The 21,146-nt window shown below is 68.0% G+C and carries 15 protein-coding genes; 8 read left to right on the plus strand and 7 right to left on the minus strand.

Going from position 1 to position 21,146, the window contains the following annotated elements:
* On the minus strand, positions 1-836 hold an 836-nt coding region (locus DJ82_RS10130), incomplete at its 3' end, for a histidine kinase dimerization/phospho-acceptor domain-containing protein (RefSeq protein WP_143420536.1).
* Positions 837-1,004: 168 nt separating this feature from the next.
* Here DJ82_RS10130 and DJ82_RS10135 point away from each other — a divergent pair.
* A complete protein-coding gene (locus DJ82_RS10135) occupies positions 1,005-3,083 on the plus strand; it encodes an ABC transporter ATP-binding protein (protein WP_094581728.1) in 2,079 nt (692 codons plus the stop codon).
* Positions 3,084-3,134: 51 nt separating this feature from the next.
* Here the strand turns inward: DJ82_RS10135 and gltB are convergent, their stop codons facing one another.
* From gltB to DJ82_RS10150, 4 genes are all read right to left on the minus strand, one after another.
* The gene (gene gltB / locus DJ82_RS10140) at positions 3,135-7,799 is read right to left on the minus strand and encodes a glutamate synthase large subunit (RefSeq protein WP_094581729.1); all 4,665 of its coding nucleotides are present in this window, start codon (positions 7,797-7,799) and stop codon (positions 3,135-3,137) included.
* A gap of 286 nt (positions 7,800-8,085) precedes the next feature.
* On the minus strand, positions 8,086-8,253 hold the full coding sequence (locus DJ82_RS14990) for an HEWD family protein (protein WP_170938259.1): 168 nt from the start codon (positions 8,251-8,253) through the stop codon (positions 8,086-8,088).
* 61 nt (positions 8,254-8,314) lie between these two features.
* The gene (locus tag DJ82_RS15345) at positions 8,315-10,918 is read right to left on the minus strand and encodes a PGF-CTERM sorting domain-containing protein (RefSeq protein ID WP_241881493.1); all 2,604 of its coding nucleotides are present in this window, start codon (positions 10,916-10,918) and stop codon (positions 8,315-8,317) included.
* A gap of 493 nt (positions 10,919-11,411) precedes the next feature.
* Complete coding sequence (locus DJ82_RS10150) at positions 11,412-12,080, minus strand: DUF6517 family protein (protein WP_094581730.1); 669 nt, start codon at positions 12,078-12,080, stop codon at positions 11,412-11,414.
* A gap of 198 nt (positions 12,081-12,278) precedes the next feature.
* On the opposite strand from DJ82_RS10150, the gene DJ82_RS10155 reads away from it, so the two are divergent.
* Positions 12,279-13,019, plus strand: coding sequence for a hypothetical protein (locus tag DJ82_RS10155; protein ID WP_094581871.1), 741 nt, complete (start codon positions 12,279-12,281; stop codon positions 13,017-13,019).
* Positions 13,020-13,220: 201 nt separating this feature from the next.
* Positions 13,221-13,727, plus strand: coding sequence for a peroxiredoxin (locus DJ82_RS10160; protein WP_094524561.1), 507 nt, complete (start codon positions 13,221-13,223; stop codon positions 13,725-13,727).
* Positions 13,728-13,806: 79 nt separating this feature from the next.
* On the opposite strand, the gene DJ82_RS10165 is transcribed toward DJ82_RS10160, so the two are convergent.
* Together DJ82_RS10165 and DJ82_RS10170 are read right to left on the minus strand one after the other, a co-directional pair.
* Entirely contained in the window at positions 13,807-14,382 is a 576-nt protein-coding gene (locus DJ82_RS10165) for a hypothetical protein (RefSeq protein WP_094526609.1), read from the minus strand.
* Position 14,383: 1 nt separating this feature from the next.
* A complete protein-coding gene (locus DJ82_RS10170; protein WP_094581731.1) occupies positions 14,384-15,730 on the minus strand; it encodes an alkaline phosphatase family protein in 1,347 nt (448 codons plus the stop codon).
* A gap of 89 nt (positions 15,731-15,819) precedes the next feature.
* Between DJ82_RS10170 and DJ82_RS10175 the strand changes: the two genes are divergently transcribed.
* The 5 genes from DJ82_RS10175 (at position 15,820) to ftsZ (ending at position 21,078) form a co-directional block, all read left to right on the plus strand.
* Positions 15,820-16,737 (plus strand): PhzF family phenazine biosynthesis protein, encoded by a 918-nt coding sequence (locus tag DJ82_RS10175; protein WP_094524558.1) that lies wholly within the window; start codon positions 15,820-15,822, stop codon positions 16,735-16,737.
* A 133-nt stretch (positions 16,738-16,870) separates the two neighbouring features.
* Positions 16,871-17,065: a hypothetical protein gene (locus DJ82_RS10180; protein ID WP_094524557.1), complete on the plus strand. Its 195-nt coding sequence runs from the start codon at positions 16,871-16,873 to the stop codon at positions 17,063-17,065.
* Between the two features lie 79 nt (positions 17,066-17,144).
* Positions 17,145-18,095, plus strand: a complete 951-nt coding sequence (locus DJ82_RS10185) for a calcium/sodium antiporter (protein ID WP_094581732.1) — start codon at positions 17,145-17,147, stop codon at positions 18,093-18,095.
* 158 nt (positions 18,096-18,253) lie between these two features.
* On the plus strand, positions 18,254-19,822 hold the full coding sequence (locus DJ82_RS10190; protein ID WP_094581733.1) for a D-aminoacyl-tRNA deacylase: 1,569 nt from the start codon (positions 18,254-18,256) through the stop codon (positions 19,820-19,822).
* A gap of 101 nt (positions 19,823-19,923) precedes the next feature.
* On the plus strand, positions 19,924-21,078 hold the full coding sequence (ftsZ, locus tag DJ82_RS10195; RefSeq protein WP_094581734.1) for a cell division protein FtsZ: 1,155 nt from the start codon (positions 19,924-19,926) through the stop codon (positions 21,076-21,078).
* The last annotated feature ends 68 nt before the right edge of the window (positions 21,079-21,146 follow it).

A 21,146-nucleotide genomic window follows, 5' to 3' on the forward strand; every position in this document is an offset into this window, starting at 1 on the left:
CCGCCGTACGAGAAGCCGTGACCGAACACGCGGTCGGGGTCGACCGCCAGCGTCGCGTCGCCGGTGGTCACGAACGACCAGGACTCGCGGGCGAGCGCCGCGAGGTCGACCTCCTCGCGCCCCCCGATCGCCTGTCCCTCGCGGGTGAGGAAGAGCAGGTCGTCGATCAGCGACTCCATCCGGTCGACCGCGTCGCGGCACCGCTCGAAGTGCTCCGGATCGCCGGTCTCCTCCGCCAGATCGAGGTAGCCGTCGACGATCCCGAGCGGGTTCCGGACGTCGTGCGAGACGACGCGGGAGAACTCCTCCAGCTGGTCGCGCTGCCGCTGCATGCGTTCGGTCGCCTGCTTCCGGAACAGCTCGTAGCCGACCCACTGGGCCAACAGCTCCACGAACGTCTCCTCGTCCTCGGAGAAGAGACGGTCCCGCGCGTCCGTGTCGGCGAAACAGAAGGTCCCGTACACCTCGCGGTTGACAACGACCTTCGCGCCGATGTACGCCTCCAGCCCGAACTCCTCGTAGGCGGCGTCGCTCTCCCACCCCTCCACGCGGGCGTGCTGGACCGTCAGCGCGCCGTCCATGTCCACGGTCCGCCTGCAGTACGCCTTCGACAGCGGGCAGCTCCGCCCGGCCTGAAGCAGCTCGTGATCGCCGCGCGCGTCCACGATGACCTGCGTCTCGCCGTCGATCTCGGTGAGGAAGCCGGTCTCCACGTCGAGGTACGCGCGACCGAGATCCAGCAGGTCCGGGAGCTTCTCCTCGAAGGGACGCTCCTGGTCGGCTGTGATCCGGTACATGCGGCGGAGGGCGTCTCCCTCGGACAGTGCGTCACTCATCGTCGATCACGACCGCGATGTGTTATCCCCGTCTTCTCTCGGCTTAAACCGGACGGTGCCGGCCCGGGCGTTCGAGTTAAACCGGACGGTGCCACCCGGGCGTTCGTCGAATCCGGCCGGACCGACCGAAGCCGTCGGATACATGGGTCTCGCACGGTTGCTATCCCCATGGCTGCCGACGACCGCAACGCCTTCGAAGTGTACCGGGACCGGGTCGACCGTCCGCTCCTCCGGCTGTTCCGGGAGTACGGCGCCGGCGAGGCCCACTGGCTCGTGATCGGGATGGCCGCCAACGTCGTCGCCCGCGTCGCCGGACTGGTCCCGCCGGTCGTGCTCGGCGTCGCCATCGACGCCGTGTTCACGGGCGACGGCCCCTACACCCTCCCGATCGTCCCCGACGCGTGGCTCCCGACCGCGGGGCCGGCGCAGTTCCGCCTCTCGGTCGTCCTCATCGTCGGCTCCTTCCTCGTCACCGGCGTCTTCACGTGGATCTACGGGATCGCCGCGAACAACTTCGCGCACCGCGTGATGCACGCGGTCCGAACCGACTCCTTCGACCGGATGCAGCGGCTCGACATGACCTTCTTCGACGACAAGCAGACGGGCGAGGTGATGAGCGTCCTCAACAACGACGCCTCCAACCTCGAGGTCTTCCTCGACAACGCCCTCCAGAACTCGGCGCGGCTCGGCGTGATGGTCGCCGGCATCGCCGGCGTCCTCTTCTACTACAACTGGGAGCTCGCCTTAATCACCCTCTCGGCGATTCCCCTGATGATCCTCTTCACGCTCTGGTTCATGCGGGCCGTGGAGCCGCGGTACGTCGCCCAGCGCTCCGTGGTCGGCGACCTCAACACCGCTCTGGAGAACGCGCTCTCGGGCGTCGAGCTGGTGAAGACCTCCAACACCGAGCCGTACGAGAGCGAGCGCGTCGAGACGGCCTCCCACCAGTACTTCGAGCGGACGATGTCGATCCTCCGACTCAACTACGTCTACCGCCCCGGGATGGAGCTGTTCGCCGGCCTCGCGTTCGCCGCCACATTCGCGGTCGGCGGCTACTGGCTCTCGGCCGGGCCGCCGGGGCCGTTCACGACGACGCTCACGGTGGGGACGTTCGTCACGTTCGTCCTGCTCACCCAGCAGTTCGTCGCGCCGCTCGCCGAGGTGTCGAACATCATCGACCAGTACGAGAACGCGAAGGCGTCCTGCGAGCGCGTGTTCGGCCTCCGCGACATCCCGATCCGGATCACGGACGACGGCGACGCGGTCGCGCTCGGCGGCGAGAGCGGGAGCGCCCACGGAACCGACGGCGACGGAGGTCCCGGTGACGGCGACGCCCACACCCACGGCGGCGTCGCCGGCGCGGTCGAGTACGACGACGTCTCGTTCGCCTACCCCGAGAACGCGCTTGTCGACCCAGCCGACGCGGAGGAGGAGGTCATCACCGACGTCTCCTTCGCCGCCGATCCGGGCGACACCGTCGCCCTCGTGGGGCCGACCGGCGCCGGGAAGTCGACGCTCCTGAAGCTCCTCTTGCGCCTCTACGACGTCACCGACGGCGCGGTCCGGGTCGACGGGCACGACGTGCGCGACGTCGCCGTCGAGAGCCTGCGCTCCGCGGTCGGCTACGTCGCGCAGGACACCACGCTGTTCGACGGCACCATCGCCGAGAACGTCCGGTACGGGCGGTTCACGGGCGTCGACGACGACGTCGAGAGCGACGCGGTCCGCGAGCGGGTGATCGAGGCCGCCAAGGCCGCCGAGGCCCACGAGTTCATCGACTCGCTCCCGAACGGGTACGACACCCGGATCGGCGAGCAGGGCGTGAAGCTCTCGGGCGGCCAGCGCCAGCGCGTCGCCATCGCCCGCGTCGTCTTACAGGACCCCGCCATCCTCATCCTCGACGAGGCGACCTCCGCGGTCGACACCGAGACGGAGATGCTGATCCAGCGCTCGCTCGACGAGCTCGCGGCCGACCGAACCACGTTCGTCATCGCGCACCGCCTCTCGACGGTGACCGACGCCGACACGACCCTCGTGTTGGAGGACGGGGAGGTCGTCGAGCGCGGGACCCACGACGACCTGCTGGCGGCCGACGGGCTCTACGCGAAGCTCTGGGGGGTGCAGGCCGGCGAGATCGAGGAGCTGCCGGAGGCGTTCGTCGACCGCGCCCGCGAGCGCCACGTCGACCGCGCGGTCGAGCGGGCGATCGGTCAGGAGGCGGTCGAGAGCGAGACGCTCGACGACTGAACGAAAAAAGCACGGTCGACCGAACCGATCGGGTGAGAGCTGCCGACCGCCTCAGTCGTCGCCTGACGCCTGCTCGGTCGGATCGCTGACGGCGCCCGTGACGGCCTCGGCCGGCTCCGGGGGCTCGTCGCGCACGTCGGCGCCCTTGCCCTCGGCGATGACGTCGGCGTACGCGTCGGGGAAGACGCGGACGAAGTCGTTCAGCGTCGCCGCCCAGTCGTCGAGCAGCTCGGCCGCGCGGTCGCTGCCGGTGTACGCGCGGTGGTTCTCCACGAGCCGGCGCAGCATGCGCTCGTCCGAGTCGTCGAGCGTCGCCGAGACGGAGACCATCCCGCGGTTCACGCGCTCGTCGAACCGGTCGTCGGGGTCGTGCACGTAGGCGACGCCGCCGGACATCCCGGCCGCGAAATTCCGGCCCGTGTCGCCGAGCACGGCGACGACGCCGCCGGTCATGTACTCGCAGCCGTGGTCGCCGACGCCCTCGACGACCGCCCGTACGCCGGAGTTGCGGACGCCGAACCGCTCGCCGGCGACGCCGTTGACGTACACCTCGCCGTCCGTGGCGCCGTAGAGGCCGACGTTGCCGGCGACGACGTTCTCGGCCGGGTCGTAGCCGGCCTCCTCGGGGGTGTTGACCACGATCCGACCGCCCGAGAGCCCCTTTCCGAGGTAGTCGTTGGCGGCGCCGGTCAGCTCGAGGGTGACGCCGGACGCGAGGAACGCGCCGAAGCTCTGGCCGGCGTAGCCGTCGAACCGGCAGCTGATGGTGTCGTCCGGGAGCCCGTCGCCGCCGTGTTCGCTGACGACGCGGTTCGAGAGCGTCGCGCCGACCGCGCGGTCGACGTTCTCCACGTCGCGGGTGAGCGCGACGGGCGCGCCGTCCTCGATGGCCGGGGCCGCCTCGTCGATGAGGTCCCAGTCGAGCAGCGCCTCGATGTCGGCGTCGTCCTGCTCGCGCGTCTTGGTCCGGGCGTCGCCCGCGGGCTCGGCGATCACCGACGACAGGTCGAGGTGCTTCGCCTTCTCGTGGTCCGTCTCGCGCTGCGAGAGCAGCTCGGGGCGCCCGATGAACTCCTCGACCTCGGTGTAGCCGAGCTCCGCCATGAGCTCGCGGAGCTCCTGGGCGATGAACGTCATGTAGTTGATGACGTGGTCCGGCTGGCCGGGGAAGCGCTGGCGGAGGTCCTCCCGCTGGGTCGCGACGCCGACCGGACAGGTGTTCTCGTGGCACTGCCGGGCCATCACGCAGCCGGACGTGACGAGCGACGCCGTGCCGAACACGTACTCCTCCGCGCCCAGCGCGGCCGCGACCGCGACGTCGCGGCCGGTCTTGAGCCCGCCGTCCGCGGTGACGCGGATGCGGTCGCGCAGGCCGGTCGCGCGGAGCATCTGGTTCGTCTCGGCGAGCCCGAGCTCCCACGGGAGCCCCGCGTTCTTGATGGAGGTCTTCGGGGACGCGCCCGTCCCGCCGGAGTGCCCGGAGACGTGGACGACGTCCGCGTTCGCCTTCGCGACGCCCGCCGCGATGGTGCCGATGCCGGCCTCAGACACCAGCTTCACGTTGACGTCGGCGTCGGGGCTCGCGGCCTTCAAGTCGAAGATGAGCTGCTTGAGGTCCTCGATCGAGTAGATGTCGTGTTGCGGCGGCGGCGAGATGAGCCCGACGCCCGGCGTCGAACACCGGACGTGCGCGATCATCTCGTTGACCTTCTCGCCGGGGAGGTGGCCGCCCTCGCCGGGCTTGGACCCCTGCGCCATCTTGATCTGCAGCTCGTCCGCGCTCGCGAGGTAGTCGGCGGTGACGCCGAACCGGCCGGAGGCGACCTGCTTGACCGAACACGCCTTCTCGGTGCCGAACCGCTCCGGCGGCTCGCCGCCCTCGCCGGTGTTCGACTTCGCACCGATCCGGTTCATCGCGATCGCGTTGTTCTCGTGGGCCTCCGGCGAGATGCTCCCGAGGCTCATCGCGGCCGTCGAGAAGCGCTCGACGACCGACTCGACCGGCTCGACCTCGTCGACCGGCACCGGGTCGCGGTCCGACTCGAACTCGAGGAGTCCGCGAAGCGTCTGCAGCGCTTCGGACTGGTCGTTCACCAGCTCCGCGAACTCCTGATACTGCTCGTAGTCGCCGCCCCGGACCGCCTGCTGGAGCGTCCCGACCGTCTGCGGGTTCCAGCCGTGTTTGATCCCCGACGAGCGGTGCTCGTACTCGCCGGTGGTCTCCAGTTCGGGGTCGGCGCCGAACGCCATCGCGTGGCGCGTCCGGAGGTCGTCTTCGATCTCCCCGATCCCGATCCCCTCGGTGCGGATCTCGGTCCCCTCGAAGTACTCGCCGACGAACTCGGAGCTGAGTCCGACCGCCTCGAAGATCTGGGCGCCCTGGTACGACTCCATCGTCGAGATGCCCATCTTCGCCATCGTCTTGAGCAGCCCGTCCTCCAGAGCGCCCCGGTACGCCGCGAGCGCCTCCGCCTCGTCGGCCCCGTCGGGCCCCGCGACGACGTCGGAGATGGAGTCGTACGCGAGGTACGGGTCGACCGCGTCGGCGCCGTAGCCGACGAGCGTCGCGACGTGGTGTACCTCGTGCGGCTCGCCCGACTCGACGACGATGCCGGCGCGGTTCCGCAGCCCGTTCCGAACGAGGTGGTGGTGGGCCGCGCCGGTTGCCAGCAGGCTCGGGACGGCGAGCCGGTCGGGGCCGACCGCGCGGTCCGAGAGGACGACCACGTCGGTGCCGTCTCTGATCGCGGCCGCGACCTCGTTGCGGATCTCCGTCACGGCGTCGACGAGCGACGCCTCCCGATCGTACGTGATATCGACCGTCGCCGAGGAGAACGCCGGGCCCTCGCCGTCGACGGGCTCGCCGTCCAACGCCTTCAGCGCGGCCGTGTCGGCGTCGGTGAGTATCGCCGACTCCGAGACGATCTGCTCGGCGTGCTCGGGGGTCTCGTCGAGCAGGTTCCGCTGGTTCCCGATCCGGGTCTCCAGCGAGGTGACGAGCTCCTCGCGGATGTAGTCGATCGGCGGGTTCGACACCTGCGCGAACAGCTGCTTGAAATAGGTGAACAGGGGGCGGTCGACGTCGGCGAGCACCGACAGCGGCGTGTCGTCGCCCATCGACCCGACCGGATCCTTCCCGTCTTTCGCCATCGGCTCGACGAGGTGGTTCAGCGAGTCGGTGGTGTAGCCGAACGCGGCCTGGTGGGACCGGACGGTCATCTCGTCGTCGCTCTCGGCGTCGACTCCGCGGCCCTCGTCGCTCTCGACGTTGTCTCCGCTACCGACCTCGGCCGTGACCTCGTCGAGGCCGATCTGACGCTCGTCGACCCACTCGCCGTACTTCTCGTCGGTGAGCTCGTCGAACACCTCGTCGTCCGGGACGATCCGCCCCTCCTCGGGGTCGGCGACGAAGATTTCGCCGGGCTGGAGCCGCCCGCGGCGCCGGACGTCGGCGGGGTCGGTCGGCAGCGCGCCGACCTCGCTCCCGACGACGAGCCGGTTGTCGTCGGTCACCTCGTACCGGCACGGGCGGAGCCCGTTGCGGTCGAGGACGCCGGCCACGCGGTCGCCGTCGAAGCCGATGACGAGGGCGGGGCCGTCCCACGGCTCGACGAGCGAGGCGTGGTAGTCGTAGAAGTCGGTGCGGGCCGCGTCCATCAGGTCGTCGTCGCGGAACGCCTCCGGGATCAGCATCCGGAGGGTGTGCGGGAGGTCCCGGCCGGCCTGCAGGAGGAGTTCGACCGCGTTGTCGACGCTCGCGGTGTCGGACTGGTTCGGGTCGTCGATCACCGGCTTGATCGTGTCGAGCTCGGCGCCGAACGCCGGGTGGTCGAGGTCGTTCTCGCGGGCGCGCATCCAGTTGACGTTCCCGCGGATCGTGTTGAACTCGCCGTTGTGGACGATGTTACGGTACGGGTGCGCGAGGTGCCACGCCCCGAGCGTGTTCGTCGAGAACCGCGCGTGGACCAAGGCGACGTGGCTGGCGAAGCGCTCGTCGGTCAGGTCCGGGTAGTAGCCGGCGAGCTGCGAGCCCTTCAGCAGGCCCTTGTAGACGACGCGCTGGCGGTCGAGCGAGCAGACGTAGAATCGGCCGGCGCCGTCGACGTCGGCGACCGCGTTCTCGATCTCGCGTCGGGCGGCGTAGAGCGCGCGGTCGAAGCCGAGGAGCTCCGGGTCGACGTCGTCGGGGCGGGTCTCCTCGCTGGTGAACCGCTCGGCGAGGCCGGCCCCCTCGACGGGCGCGGCGAACAGCTGGGCGATCTCCGGCTCGGAGTCGAGCGCGGTCGCGCCGAGGTCCGCGTTGTCCGTCGGCACGGAGCGCCACGCGAGCACTTCCAGCCCGTAGACGGAGAACACCTCGGCGATGACGTCGTGGATCTCGGCCTGGACGCTCCCCTCGGTCGGCATGAAGACGGAGCCGACCGCGTACTCGTCGGGCAGGTCGGCGTCGACGACGTCGCGGAAGAAGCCGTCCGGGCGCGCGACCATGATGCCGGCCCCGTCGCCGGTGTTCTCCTCTGCGCCCGTGGTCCCGCGGTGCTCGAGGTTCTCCAGCAACCGGACCGCGTCGGTCACGGTCTCGTGGTTCGGGTCTCCGTCCAGGTCGACGATCCCGCCGATCCCGCAGTTCGACCGTTCGTCTGATACGTCCGCAAGCCCCCCACCGTGGCCCGAGGGTTCCGACTCCCCCCGGGTGTCACTACGTGGCTCGGTCATGTACACCACTCACAGATTATCACTTAAAGGTATAACCCTGATACGGGTAGGATCCATCGTACACACATTAGGGAATATAAGGTAATTATTCATCAGGGGTGAATAACACTCGATACGATCACGGTTCGATCACTTATATCCGAACTGAGGGGAGAAACTCCGTTCGAGTCGACGCTGACCGCGCCGAGACCGAGTTAGTTTCCGGAGATCGATCCGCTATCGTCAATCGGCGACGGTGCGGCATCGCCGGCCGTGACCGGATCGGTCGTCGACTCAAAACGCGCGGTCACTCGCGAAGCGGTGTGAACGTCCCGTTGATGTCCCACTCGTGGATGCAGTAGACCTCGCCCGGTTCGTCGGCGATCTGCCAGCCGGTGGCCTCATCGTCCCACCGCTCCCGGCGACCGCACAGCTCGCACTCGCGTTCCTGCGGCGGGGTGATGGTCACGCTCATACCCGACGGGAGGAGGCGATCCAGCAAAAGGATACCGCTGCGAGGGCGTCGCGGCGTCGCCTCACGGCTCCCGACCCCGTCGGCGCGCGGCGAGCCGCCCGGCGAGCAGGAACGCGACCACGGTGACGAGCGGACCGAACCCGGGGACGTCGTCGGCGGTCGTCCGGATCGGCGCGTCGTCGTAGGTCGGGGTCTGGGGTTCCGCGTCCGCCGCGTCCGATTTCGCCGTCGAATCTGAGCCCGCGCGCGATCGCGAGTCGCCCGCATTCGTCCCCGCGGCCTCGTCGGTACCGGATACCCCGTCGGTACCGGCGGCCTCGTCGCTCCCCGCGTCCGCGCCGGTCGTGCCGGCGCCACCGCGGTCCGCGCCCGTTTCGGAGCGCGCGATTTCACCTCCCGACGGGGCGGCGCCCGTATCGACGGGCACCGACGTACGCGAGACGGACGCGGGCGATCCGGTATGATTCTCGCGCGCGATCGGCCGGACGTCGGCGAGCGGACGGACGCCGAACTGGCCCCCGCTCACTCGGAGATCGGGCCGCGGCCCGGTACCGGTCGCGTCCCCCGGCGCCTCCGCCTTGCCGCCGCTCGGTTGGGAGCCCGTCTCGGGTGGCGACCCGGTCGGCCCGCCGCCGGTAGTTCCGCCTCCGCCTGTCGATGGGCCCCCGCCGGACGTCCCGCCGCCGGTCGGTTCGCCGACCGGTCCTCCGCCCTCCGGCCCGCCCGCGCTACCACCGCCCGCGCTACCACCGCCTCCGAGCGAGTCGCCACCCTCTGAGTCGCCGTCCGCCTCGTCCGGCGGCGGTACCTCGAACGTCAGCGTCGTCGACGCGCTGTGATCGCTCGCCGAGTCCGACGCGGCTTCGCGCAGTCGTTCGTCGGTCACCCGGAACTCCGCGGTGAAGTCCTCCCCGCCCGCGGGCGTCTCGTCGGTCGCGAGGGCGTCGTCGCCCTCTGCGATGAGGTAGAGTCCCTCGTCGTCGATGTGAACGGAGGAGTTCTTCGGAGCCGCTCCCACCGCGCCGGTTCTGTCGTCACCCGTCGCCGCCGAGAGCGTCGACGCGTTCGACCGCACGCCGAACGCGAGTCCGTCGAGCCGGGCTAGGTCGGCGCCCGACTCCGTGGTCGCGTTCCGCGCGGCCGGCAACCCGGTCAGTCCCGTGGCGTTGACGGCGTACACCACGGTGTCGTCCGCGGTGACGGTCGACGTCGGCGAGAGCGTTCCGTTCTCGATCGCTCGGCGCACCGCGCCGGCCGTCCCGAGAGCGTCCCGATCGAGGGTGGTCGTCGCGTAGGCGTTCAGCCCGCTCGTCGACCGATTCCCGACCGTGACAGTCGCCTCGTCGCTCGTCTCGGCGAGCCCCTGTGCGGAACGGACCTCGATCCGGTACTCTCCCGGCGGGAGCGTCCCGTTCGACACTGATGTGTCGACCGATTCGACGGTCGCCCCCGGTCCCGCGGTGACGAGGCTGTCCGTCAGCGATTCGTTACCGAATGCGTACGTGTTGAGTCCGATCGAAGTGCGTCCGGACGACGGTGTGGAGAGATTAGCAGTTGCGAGTGTGTTGTTCGTATATGCGTCAGAAATTTCTAAACTGACTTTGGGGGTATGATGATACAACATATAATCGGATTGTACTCCGCTTCTTGCTTCTTTCTTGATATCAGAAAATTCTACTTTTTGATCACTACCTCCAATTAACTTGAACTGGTTTTTCTTCTCAAATCCGCTGCCGGCGAGCGAATACTCACCTGTCTGCAAGCCAGTTGTATTAAAAATCACATTCTCTGTGTCATCCAGATAGGTTCCTAATCCAACTATTTTTGAAGTGTTATTTGTTACTCTCTTATGTAACTTAATAGAACTTGTTGAGGATGAGTTATTGTTGAAAAGAATAACTTCTCCAGAATACAACTGCCTGCCAGTGTAATTCGTGTCATTGAACTCACGATCAAGCTTGCTACCATTGTTTACTTGTGAGGGTAAACTGGAAATGCGTATATTCGCACTGTCTGACACATCTCCCTCTACAAATTGACCTTTTATATCGGAATTTGGTAATCGTTTCGTTGAGGTCAAATTAACAGGTTTGTCTAATTCTTGTCCCTTCGCAAGCCGGACAGTTGCTACGTATTGATTACTGTGCCAAATTCTACTTTTATTTCCATCAGCGTCTCTAACGGGGATTTTGACCCCACTGTTCATACCAACAAGAACATCAGAGTACCCAACATATTCGTCATAGATAATTTTATTATTAGCGGTGATCGGATGGATAGAAATAATATATGGAGTGTTCATCCCGATCGTGTCTCGTACTTCAGATGTTGCTACAGAGATGTTGGCTACTCTTCCTTCACTATATTCTTGATTTTTAAACTCAACAGTACCTAAGTACACGTGCGCGCTTTCTTTATCAATTGCAGACTCTTTCGCCTGATCAGATAGCTTTGTATTGATCATGTCCTGATCAATGCTAATTCTCTCACTCGGTATGAGGTACACCTCAATCTCCCCACCAAGATTTGATGTATTGAGTGAAATCTTGTCTTTACTGTTTATCTCTCTCACTGTGAGGGAGTTATAACCAACAATGTCGCTATCTTCTCCGTCAGTAATGACAACAGTTGAATTTATTTCTGAATCAATTTTACTGGTTGTCACTCCAGATTCGGTTCTGCTGTTTCTAACAAAATTCGTAGAAACTGTTGCCTGATCTTGAACGATGATAGAGCCATTAACAGAATCAAAATCTCCTGAATTTGATATATTGAGCGACCGACTCCCATTCGTTTCCGCAGCCGCCAGAGTCACCCCAACTGCGACAGCCGAAAGTCCGATAACGCAGATGACTAGGAGTGCCGTCAATCGGCGTTGGATTGAGTTTCTTGGATCCATCGTAACGACCCACAATCGACGGAGCCGCGGCTAGGAGAGCGCCCGAGTCGTGGGAATCGCCGAGCTCGCAACCCTGCCGTCGGCTGGTCTTCGTGGAACACGCTCACTCGGTTGATTGTTTATTAAAGGATTAACGGACGCAGAAGCTTCTAATCGCGGAAACAACGACGATATAATCGCTTCGGCTCCGGCGATCCGAGCGGCCGCTCTGCGTCGCTAGAGCGCTCGAAAAGACGGGACTGGCGCGCTGGCGGTCGGGCTAGTGTTCGACCTGTTCCATCAGCGAGAGGAGGGTGTCCCGGGCGTCGACCGCGGTCGCGTGGACGCCGACGAGCGCGACCACGTCCCCGTCGTGTTGGACGGTCGCGACGTAGAGGAACGCCGGGACGTCCTCGGTACTCCCGCTCTGGTTGTTCCCGGTCTCGACCGCCGCGTTTATCGTGGTTTCGAGGACCGACACCTCGGTCTCCTGTCCGAGGACGGTCCGCGTCTCGGAGCCGCGGTTCTCGATGTCCTCGGCCTCCACGTCGGTGCCCTCGCCGCCGATTCCGCGCTGGTCGGCCTGTTCTAATAGCCGGCGGATCAGCTCCGCGTCGTCCGCGCTGACGAGAGGGTTGACCGACTGGCCACCGACCGCCGCGTCCGGCGTACTCGCCACGAACAGCGCCGACCCGTTCTCTTGGTTCTCGTACCCGGCGACCCAGGTCGTCGCCGACACCTGGGCGTTCACGCCGGCCACGTCGAACTCCTGCTCGATGGTGAACGACTCCGGCTCCTCGCCTTCGTATCCCGCATCCGAGGCCGCTTCCGACGGGACCCGAGCCGGGTCCGCGTCGTACTCGTAGCTCCCGTCCTCGCCCCCGGCGCAGCCGGCGACGGCGACGGACGTCGATGCGGCAATCGCCGCGAGCAGTCCACGTCTGTGCATGAGCAGTGTTAGGCCCGCTGTAACGCTTAAGCGTATCGGCGTGAGGTTTCCTGTCTGATAATCGACGGCGCAGGTTTGGTGTCAGGCCAACGAACGAAGAACCCGCGTTTGGTGTCAGCCCCGCGAACGAAGGCACAAAGTTCACGGTGTGGCGTGCGCGAGGTGAGCCAAATGGAACGCCGAGGACAGACAGGGCTGGTGGAAGCGCTCCTCCTTGACGTGGTTCGACTCCACGAGACGTGGATGGAGGTCGTCTTCCCGAGACAGCTCGATCCGAGCGCGGTGCTGGGGAAGTGGAAACCGGAGACCGCCGTCCAGACGGTCGGCTATTACGTCTGGGCGATACTCGGCGGACCGCTCGTCGCGGTCGCTTACCCGCTCCTGCTCGTCGGATTCGCCACGCGGTTCTACGCCGCGAAACTCGACTCGGCGGTGGCCCGCTTCGGCGTGCTCGGCGCCGTCCTCGTCGCGACGCTGGTCTGGGGGTCGCTCACACTCCTCGCGCACTTTCAACTACCGACCGAGGTGATGCTCGGGATCGGCGGCGCCAGCGTCGTCGCGGTCGTCTCCCCGGGCGCGGCCGCCGGGTTCTCGAAGGTCGGCGGACGGTTCGTCAGCGTCCTCCTCGCGTACCCGTTCGCGATGACGGCCATCTTCCTCCCGCCGGTGGTCGCCGGGCTCCTCACGCCCTCTATCTCGAACTTGGTGCTCGATCCGAGCTACGACCTCGCGGTCTGGATCCTCGACACGTTCCTCGCCGTCGGCGGGATCAACGAGACGCTCCGCGGCGCCTTCGACTTGGAGACGTTCGGCGACCAGTGGGGCGTCGCCGGCCTGGGCTACGTCCTGATGTGGCTGGGCATCTCCGTCCCGCTCGGGTGGTTCCTCGGCGTGCTCGTCTCGCTCGCGAACCTGATCCGGCCGCAGTCCGACGCCTGAATCCCGCACTGGTCGACACCCGTCGCGGTCGAAGCGCCCACTTGTCCGCTCGAAGGCGCCTCAGGCGTGCTTTTCGTTGCTCCCGCCGCCCGAGATCGGCTCCGGAATCGGACCGGCGTCGACACCGGCGCCGCCGGTCCCCCGCGAGGTGGGCACGCGTGGCGACCGTGCGGTGCCGCTACCGGTCCACGCCAGAGTAAAATGGGTGACCGTTCAATCGCAGGCGTGTCACTCGAACGCTCTCAGGCACCCGATTTCACGCTCGAATCCACGGCCGGCGAGAAAGTAACTCTTTCTGATACTTTGGAGGACGGTCCGAGTGTCGTGCTGATCAACCGCGGGCACTGGTGTAGTTTCTGTGCGGAACAGCTCCAGACCTTCAGCGAGGTCTCCTACGACCTCTGGTTCAACGACGGCGTGGACATCCTCCCTGTCGTGACCGATTCGATCGGGCCGCTCACAGAGATGCGCGACCGGTACGATCTCGACGTTCAGTTGCTTAGCGACCCCGGCGGCGAGGTCGCGTCGCAGTACAGCGGGACCGAAGAGACCGGCAGGGGGACCACGGGAATCGCCGCGACGTACGTGATCGACGGCGACGGTAACGTCCGGTACGAACAGGTCGCCGACCACCCGGGCGATCGGACTTACGGTAACTTCGTGCGCTACTTCATCCGTGGGGACTTCGCCGATCCGTTCGACGGGTAACTGCTACATCGGTCCTTTCGACCGGTGGACGATGCGATCACGCTCTCGCTTCGGAACCGGAAGCGCTTGTTCACGCCGATCAGGTCTCGTCGTCGGCGTCGGGGTCGAACCGTTCGGCGGCGGTCCCGAACGAGAGTTCCTCCTGTTGACGACCGTTGCGGCTCTCTCGCTCCGCGATCGCCTCGGGATCCGGACTCGCGTCGTCGTCGATCCGCGCGAACGACTTGTGGACCTTCGTGTGGCACCAGCGACACAACGCGACCGTTATCTCGTGGGGGCCGGCCTCGCCCTCCTCGTCGCCGTCGGCGTTCCCGTTACCCGCCTCGCCGCCGCCCGCGCTCCCGTACGAGAGGTGGTGTTCCTCAACCAGCGGTCGCTCGTCGTCGTGGGCGATACGCACCTCTTCGAGCCCGCAGCGGTGACACTCGCGACCGTCGGTCGTCGAGCGGTAGTGGGGACATCGGCGCCAGGCGCCGTCGGGACCGACGTGGCAGGCGTAGCCGTCTGCGCGGCGGGCCGCGGCGAACGCCGGGTCGTCGCCGGCGCGCGTCAGCGCGAACCGACAGCGACCGTCGTCGGTCAGGTGGTCGCAGACGCCGGCGACCGCGTACGGGTCGTCGACGCCGACCGGGGTCCCGTCCGGCGTCCGTTCCATCTCAGATCAGGCTCGCGCCGTCGAGGTCGGTCCGTCCGTAGTCGACGTCGAGCAGCCGCAGGAGGGTCGGCGCGACGTCGAGGAGGTCCGCGTCCTCGATGTTCGAGTCCGGGTGGTCGATGAACAGGGCGGCGTCCTCGAACGTGTGCATCCCCGTCCGCGGGCCGTCCGGGTCGAACACCTCGTCGTGGGAGCGGAAGCCGGACTTGAGGTCGAACCCCTCGTTCGGGATGACGACGAGGTCCGGGGCGATCTCGTCGTGGTCGCCGCGGAAGACGGTCTCGCGCTCGACGACGCGCTTCGCGACCGGCTTCCCGTCGGGACCCTCCCACGCCTTGAGAGCATCCTGTAGCTCGGCGCGCACGGACTCGTACTCCGACTCGGGCACGACTCCTTCCGGTTCGCGCCCCTCCAAGTTGAGGTAGAACCGACCGGGAACGAGCGAGTAGGCGCGGGTGTCCTCGTCGATGTCGGTCAACGCGCCGTGGTCGGCGTCGCCGTACGAGAGCCAGCCCTCTCGCTCCAGCCACTCGTTGCAGTAGACGTCGTAGCGGAGCCGCGCGAACCCGTGGGTCGAGCCCACGACGAGGCGGACGTCGTCGGGGATCGCCTTCCGGATCGCGCCGATGTGCTCGTCGAGCGCGGCGTAGAACTCCAGGAGCTCCTCGCGGTACGCCCCGTCCTCCGCGTAATCGCCCCACAGGAAGTGGTTGATCCGGTCCGGCGCCGTGAACACGCCGACGAACAGGTCCCAGTCGTCGCGCTCGACGTACCGGGAGAAGGCGGCCGCGCGGGCGTCGAGCGTCTCCCGCGCGTGCTCGACGAACTCCGATTTGTCCGCCTTGTGCCCCAGCTTCGCGTTCACCGACAGCCGGTAGTCGCTCTCGGTGAGGTACTCCCGGAGCTCGTCGGGGTGGGCGGCCTTGTCCACGTCGGGCGAGAGGTAGCCCGACACCATCCGCTGAACCGTCCGCTGGGGCGGGAACGTGACGGGGACGTTCATCACCGTCGCGTCGAGTCCGGCGTCGGTGGCGCGGTCCCACACGCGGGTCGACTGGACGTCCCGGCCCATCGGCACGTAGGTGTCGTAGGACCCGATCTCTCGGTCCTGAAACCCGAACACGCCGGTTTCGCCGGGGTTCTGGCCGCTGGTCAGGACGGGCCAGCACGCGCTCGACTCCGGCGGCACGGCGCTGTCGATCGCTCCGCCGTCGCCGTCGTCGGCGATCGCCGACAGCGTCGGGAACGTGTCCGGGTTGTCGGCGACGAGACCGTACGGGAGACCGTCGATCCCGATGAACGCCACGCGCGGGGTGTCGTTCCCGCGTAACCGGTCGAAGAGGCCCATAGGGGTACATCCGGCGTGGAGGGCAAAAGGGTTGACATCGCCCCCAGTCGGCTCGGGACCCTTTTGAGGCCGCCCCACGAGGGTGACGCATGGAGACGCGACGCGCGCTGCTCGTCGACGCGTTCACGGACGAACCGCTTGCCGGGAACGTCGCCGGCGTTCTCCCGGACGCCGCGGGACTGAGCGACGATCGGATGGGGCGAGTCGCCGCCGAGCTCGGCGCCTCCGAGACCGCGTTCCGCTTCGAGGCGGGCGACGGCGCCGACGAGCGGCTCCGCTACTTCACCCCCTCCACGGAGGTCGATCTCTGCGGCCACGCCACGATCGCGAGCTACGCCGCGCTGTACGCCGCGGGGGAGATCGACGCCGGCGAGCGAACGCTCCGGACGAACGTCGGCGACCTCTCTATCCGCGTCGACGACGACGGCACCGTCTGGATGCGGCAGAACCCGCCGACTGTCGAGGCGGTGGACGAGACGGAACTCGACGCCGACCGGCTCGGCGACGCGCTCGGGATCGACCCCGCGGCCCTCCGGGACGTGGGGGCCGACCTCCCCGTCGCCGTCGCCTCGACCGGGCTCCCGTGGCTCGTCGTCCCCGTCAACTTCCTCGAACGCCTCGGGGAGGCGGAGCCCGACGCGGCCGCCGTCGAGGACATCTCGAACGCCCACGACGCCGCCGGGATCTACGCGTTCACGTTCGACGCGATCGACGCGGCGTCGACCCTCCACGGCCGGGCGTTCGCGCCCGCCGTCGGCGTCGCCGAGGACCCCGTGACGGGCACGGCCAGCGGCGCGGTCGGGGCGTACCTCCGGTCCGTCGACGCGTTCGACGGCGACTTCCCCGATGAGATCCGGTTCGAGCAGGGGCACTTCGTCGACCGCCCCGGGCACGTCAGGGTGCGAGTCGAGGGCGACGAGGTCCGGGTCGGCGGCCGCGCGGTCGTCTCGACCGAGGGGGAGCTGACGCTGCCGGCGGAACGCGAGGACGATATCATCGAGGCGTGAGCCGCGAGGGGGCGCCGTTCCGGGAAACGGGTCCGGGAATCCGTTTCGGGGGCGTCGGACGGAGCGATCGGCCCGGCGACGCCGGGCCGACCGGGAGCCGAACCCTTAGGTTCGCGCGAACCGTACCGCGGGCATGGAGTTCGACCTGCCCCGCGCGGCCGGTATCGTCGTGTTGATCGTCGCCCTCGGCACCGCCGGCGTCGCCGTCGGGACGCCGATGGGGTTCCAGACGACGCTGATGATGGTTCTCCCGTCGATGCTCGTCTTCGGCGCCATCGCGTTCGTCGTCGGAATGAAACACGGCGAGTTCCGCGCGACGCGGGCCTGAGCCGGCGGACCGATCCGAGTCCGGGCCCGGCCGCCCCGAACCACGGCGCTTTTTAAAACGCGACCGACTACCGAGAGCCGTGTTGCTCGGGTCGCCGCTCACGGAACTGCTGCTCCTCGTCGGGGGCGCCGCCCTCCTGTACGCTGGCGCCGAACTCCTCGTCAAGGGCGCCAGCGACCTGGCGCTCGCCGTCGGCCTGAAGGCGTCGACGGTCGGGGTCACCGTCATCGCGTTCGCGACGACCGCCCCCGAGCTGTTCGTCTCCCTCCTCGGCGCCGTCACCGTGTCGACGGACGTGGGGCTCGGGACGATCCTCGGGTCGAACATCGCGAACATCGGGCTCGTGTTGGGGGTCTCCGCGCTGATCCGGCCCCTCAACGTCTCCGAGACGGTGTTCGAGCGCCACGTTCCCTTCATGCTGCTCGCCGCGCTGCTGCTCGTGGGGCTCGGCTGGAACGGGCGCATCGGCCGACCGGGCGGACTCCTCCTGCTCGGGACGCTCGTGGCGTTCACCGTCGTGGTCATGCGCCGGATCCGGCAGACCCAGTCCGGCATCTCCACCGCGGAGCGCGCGGAGATGCCGGACGCCAGCCTCCGCGACGCCACCGCCGTGGTCGGCGGGATCGCCGCGCTGGTGCTCGGGTCGCGGTGGCTGATCGACGGCGGGGAGTCGCTGCTCTCCGCGGCCGGCTTCTCCGACATCTTCATCGGGCTCACGGTGCTCGCGCTGGGTACCTCGCTCCCCGAGCTGGCGGCGAGCGTCGTCGCCGCCGTACGCGGCGAGGCGGAGTTCAGCGTCGGCAACATCGTCGGATCGAACATCTACAACGTCCTCGCAGTCATCGGGATCATCGCGGTCATTCAGCCGATCGGCGTGAGCCCCGGCGTCCGCGGCTTCGAGTTCCCCGCGCTGCTCGCGTTCACCGTCGGGCTCGTCGGGATCATGTATCGCGGCGATCGGATCACCCGGGTCGACGGCGCGGTCCTCGTCGCCGGCTACGGCGTGTTCGCGTACCTGCTGTTCCCGTGACCGTCCACGGACTCGCCCCGGCGATCGCCCGGAATCGCCTCGACGCCGGTTGAAAATACCCCCGACACTCTCGGAAATCGCCTCATCACCGTCGGGAATCCCCCCGATGACCGTCTGGAACCGACGCCTATTCGGTCGCTCGTCACGGAACCGCGCCCGTGATAGCGATCGTCGTCAGCCGGGTCGACAGCGCGTCCGAACACATCGGCGAGCGCCTGCTCGCGGTCGGCGACTGGGAGGAGCGCGAGGACGAGACTCGCCCCGACGCCGCGGGCGGCGGGACCTACTACCGGACCGACGGGTTCGAGCTCCGGGAGTTCGACGACCTCCACATCGAGCTGGACGACCCGGCCGCCGCGTTCGGGAGCGACGCCGACGACGCCGATGACACAGGCGATGTCGATGATGCCGATGACAAAGGCGAGGCGGGCGACACAGGCGACGCCAATCCCGACTTCCTCGTCTTCGTCTCTAGGCACTCCGGGAAGACGGGGGAGCTGCTGACCGCCCACGTCACCGGCAACTTCGGGCCGGCGCCGTGCGGCGGCGAGCCGGAGACGCTCGCGAACGCCGCCCCCGGTGCGGAGAAGCGCGTCGTCGAGGCGCTGGCGGCGCACGCCCCCGAGGGGTATGACGTCGGCATCGAGTGCACCCACCACGGGCCGACGAGCGCCTCCGTCCCCTCGCTGTTCGTCGAACTCGGCTCCGACGAGCCCCAGTGGGAGGACCGGGAGGCGGCAGAGGCGGTCGCACGGGCGGTGCTCGACCTCCGCGGGACCGGGCCGGACCTCACGGGCGACGATGACGCCCGCGCGAGCGACGGTGCGGCTGACGTGATCGACGGTACGGCTGATGCGACCGACGGTGCGACCGACGCGGCCGACCCGGCCGACGCTCCGCCCCGCCACGTCGTCGGCTTCGGCGGCGGCCACTATGCGCCCCGGTTCACCCGGATCGTCCGCGAGACCGAGTGGGCCGTGGGCCACGTCGGCGCCGACTGGGCGCTCGGCGAGATGGGCGCGCCCGAGGCGAACCGCGAGACGATCGAGCAGGCGTTCGAGCGCAGCCGCGCGGACCGCGCCGTGATCGAGGGCGACAGGCCCGAGGTCGCGGCCGTCGTGGAGGGGCTCGGACACCGCGTCGTGAGCGAGACGTGGGTCCGGGAGGTGGGGGACCGCCCGCTCCCGCTGGTCGAGCGGTTGGAGACCGACCTCGCGACCGTCGACGAGGGACTCCGGTTCGGGGACGTCTCCCCCGCGGCGTCGGACGCCGACGCGGTCTCGGTCCGCGAGCTCCCCGCGGAGCTCCTGTCGCGGGCGCAGGGGATCGACCCGGAGGCGACCCGAGAGGCCGTGGCGGCGAACGCCGTCGCCTTCGACACGGAGCAGGCCGGCACTCGCGCGGCGGGGGCGGCCGCCTTCGCCGACCGCGCGGACACCCCCGCCTACGCCGACCTCGTCGCCGACCTCGCGGCGGTGCTCGGGGAGGGGTACGACGCCGTCGAGGTGGCGGACGACGCGGTCGTCGCCCGCGAGACCGCCTTCGACCCCGAACTGGCGCGGGACCGCGGCGTCCCGGAGGGACCGGCGTTCGGTCGGCTCGCCGACGGCGAGTCGGTCGCGGTCGACGGCGAGACGGTGACCCCGGACGAGGTGTCGCGGTCGCGGACGGAGCGGTTCCCGATCGACGTCGCGGACGTAGCAGAGTTCGCGGACGCAGAGGAGTGAAGCCGACGGCTCCCGCGCGCTCGCGCCGGTCTCTCGCCGTCTGACTCGCGTCAGACGATCGGGCAAAAATAAATACGTCCGGGTCGCAACCACACCACATAATGGATTCTATCGTGGAGGACGCCATCGACGAAGCCGAGGAATCTCCGGCGGACGACGCCGGAGAGACCGGCGCCGGCGCGAACGATGCCACCGCCGGTGCTCCGCCGCAGTCCGGAACGATGACCGACGACGAGCTGCAGGACGTCTTACAGGACCTCCAGACGAACATCACGGTCGTCGGCTGCGGCGGGGCCGGGGGCAACACGGTCAACCGAATGACCGAGGAGGGGATCCACGGGGCGAAGCTGGTCGCGGCCAACACCGACGTCCAACACCTCGTCAACATCGAGGCGGACACGAAGATCCTGATGGGCCAGCAGAAGACCCAGGGGCGCGGCGCCGGCTCCCTTCCGCAGGTCGGCGAGGAGGCCGCTATCGAGTCGCAAGAGGAGATCCAGGACGCGATCGACGGCTCCGACATGGTGTTCGTCACCGCCGGGCTCGGCGGGGGCACCGGCACGGGCTCCGCCCCCGTCGTCGCGAAGGCCGCCCGCGAGTCGGGCGCGCTCACCATCGCCATCGTCACGACCCCGTTCACCGCCGAGGGCGAAGTCCGCCGGACGAACGCCGAGGCGGTCCTCGAACGCCTCCGCGACGTGAGTGACACGGTCATCGTCGTCCCCAACGACCGCCTGCTCGACGCGGTCGGGAAGCTCCCGGTCCGACAGGCGTTCAAGGTGTCCGACGAGGTCCTCATGCGCTCGGTGAAGGGGATCACGGAGCTCATCACGATGCCCGGCCTGGTCAACCTCGACTTCGCCGACGTCCGCACGGTCATGGAGAAGGGCGGCGTCGCGATGATCGGCCTCGGCGAGTCCGACTCCGACTCGAAGGCGCAGGACTCCGTGAAGTCCGCGCTCCGGTCGCCGCTGCTCGACGTCGACATCTCCGGCGCGAACTCCGCGCTGGTCAACGTCACGGGCGGCACCGACATGTCCATCGAGGAGGCCGAGGGCGTCGTCGAGGAGATCTACGACCGGATCGACCCCGACGCGCGGATCATCTGGGGTACCTCCGTCGACGACGAGCTGGAGGGCGAGATGCGCACCATGATCGTCGTGACCGGCGTCGAGTCGCCGCAGATCTACGGTCGGAACGGCGAGCCGCCGGAGGGAGCGGCGGCGGAGATGGAAGACATCGACTACGTGGAGTGACGCGTCGCCGCGTCCAGTCCCGATAGCGTTCCTTCTCGCGGTTTCCCGCGATCCCGGCGGATCGCCCC

This window comes from Halorubrum sp. Ib24 (genome assembly GCF_002252745.1).
In the GTDB taxonomy this organism is placed as follows: Archaea; Halobacteriota; Halobacteria; order Halobacteriales; family Haloferacaceae; genus Halorubrum.

Coding starts and splice junctions, on each gene's coding strand:
- DJ82_RS10160 (WP_094524561.1), top strand. CDS start 13,221: ATGGGTGACCGTTCAATCGCAGGCGTGTCACTCGAACGCTCTCAGGCA.
- DJ82_RS14990 (WP_170938259.1), bottom strand. CDS start 8,253: ATGAGCGTGACCATCACCCCGCCGCAGGAACGCGAGTGCGAGCTGTGC.
- DJ82_RS10150 (WP_094581730.1), bottom strand. CDS start 12,080: ATGCACAGACGTGGACTGCTCGCGGCGATTGCCGCATCGACGTCCGTC.
- DJ82_RS10135 (WP_094581728.1), top strand. CDS start 1,005: ATGGCTGCCGACGACCGCAACGCCTTCGAAGTGTACCGGGACCGGGTC.
- DJ82_RS10180 (WP_094524557.1), top strand. CDS start 16,871: ATGGAGTTCGACCTGCCCCGCGCGGCCGGTATCGTCGTGTTGATCGTC.
- gltB (WP_094581729.1), bottom strand. CDS start 7,799: ATGACCGAGCCACGTAGTGACACCCGGGGGGAGTCGGAACCCTCGGGC.
- DJ82_RS10170 (WP_094581731.1), bottom strand. CDS start 15,730: ATGGGCCTCTTCGACCGGTTACGCGGGAACGACACCCCGCGCGTGGCG.
- DJ82_RS10175 (WP_094524558.1), top strand. CDS start 15,820: ATGGAGACGCGACGCGCGCTGCTCGTCGACGCGTTCACGGACGAACCG.
- DJ82_RS10165 (WP_094526609.1), bottom strand. CDS start 14,382: ATGGAACGGACGCCGGACGGGACCCCGGTCGGCGTCGACGACCCGTAC.
- ftsZ (WP_094581734.1), top strand. CDS start 19,924: ATGGATTCTATCGTGGAGGACGCCATCGACGAAGCCGAGGAATCTCCG.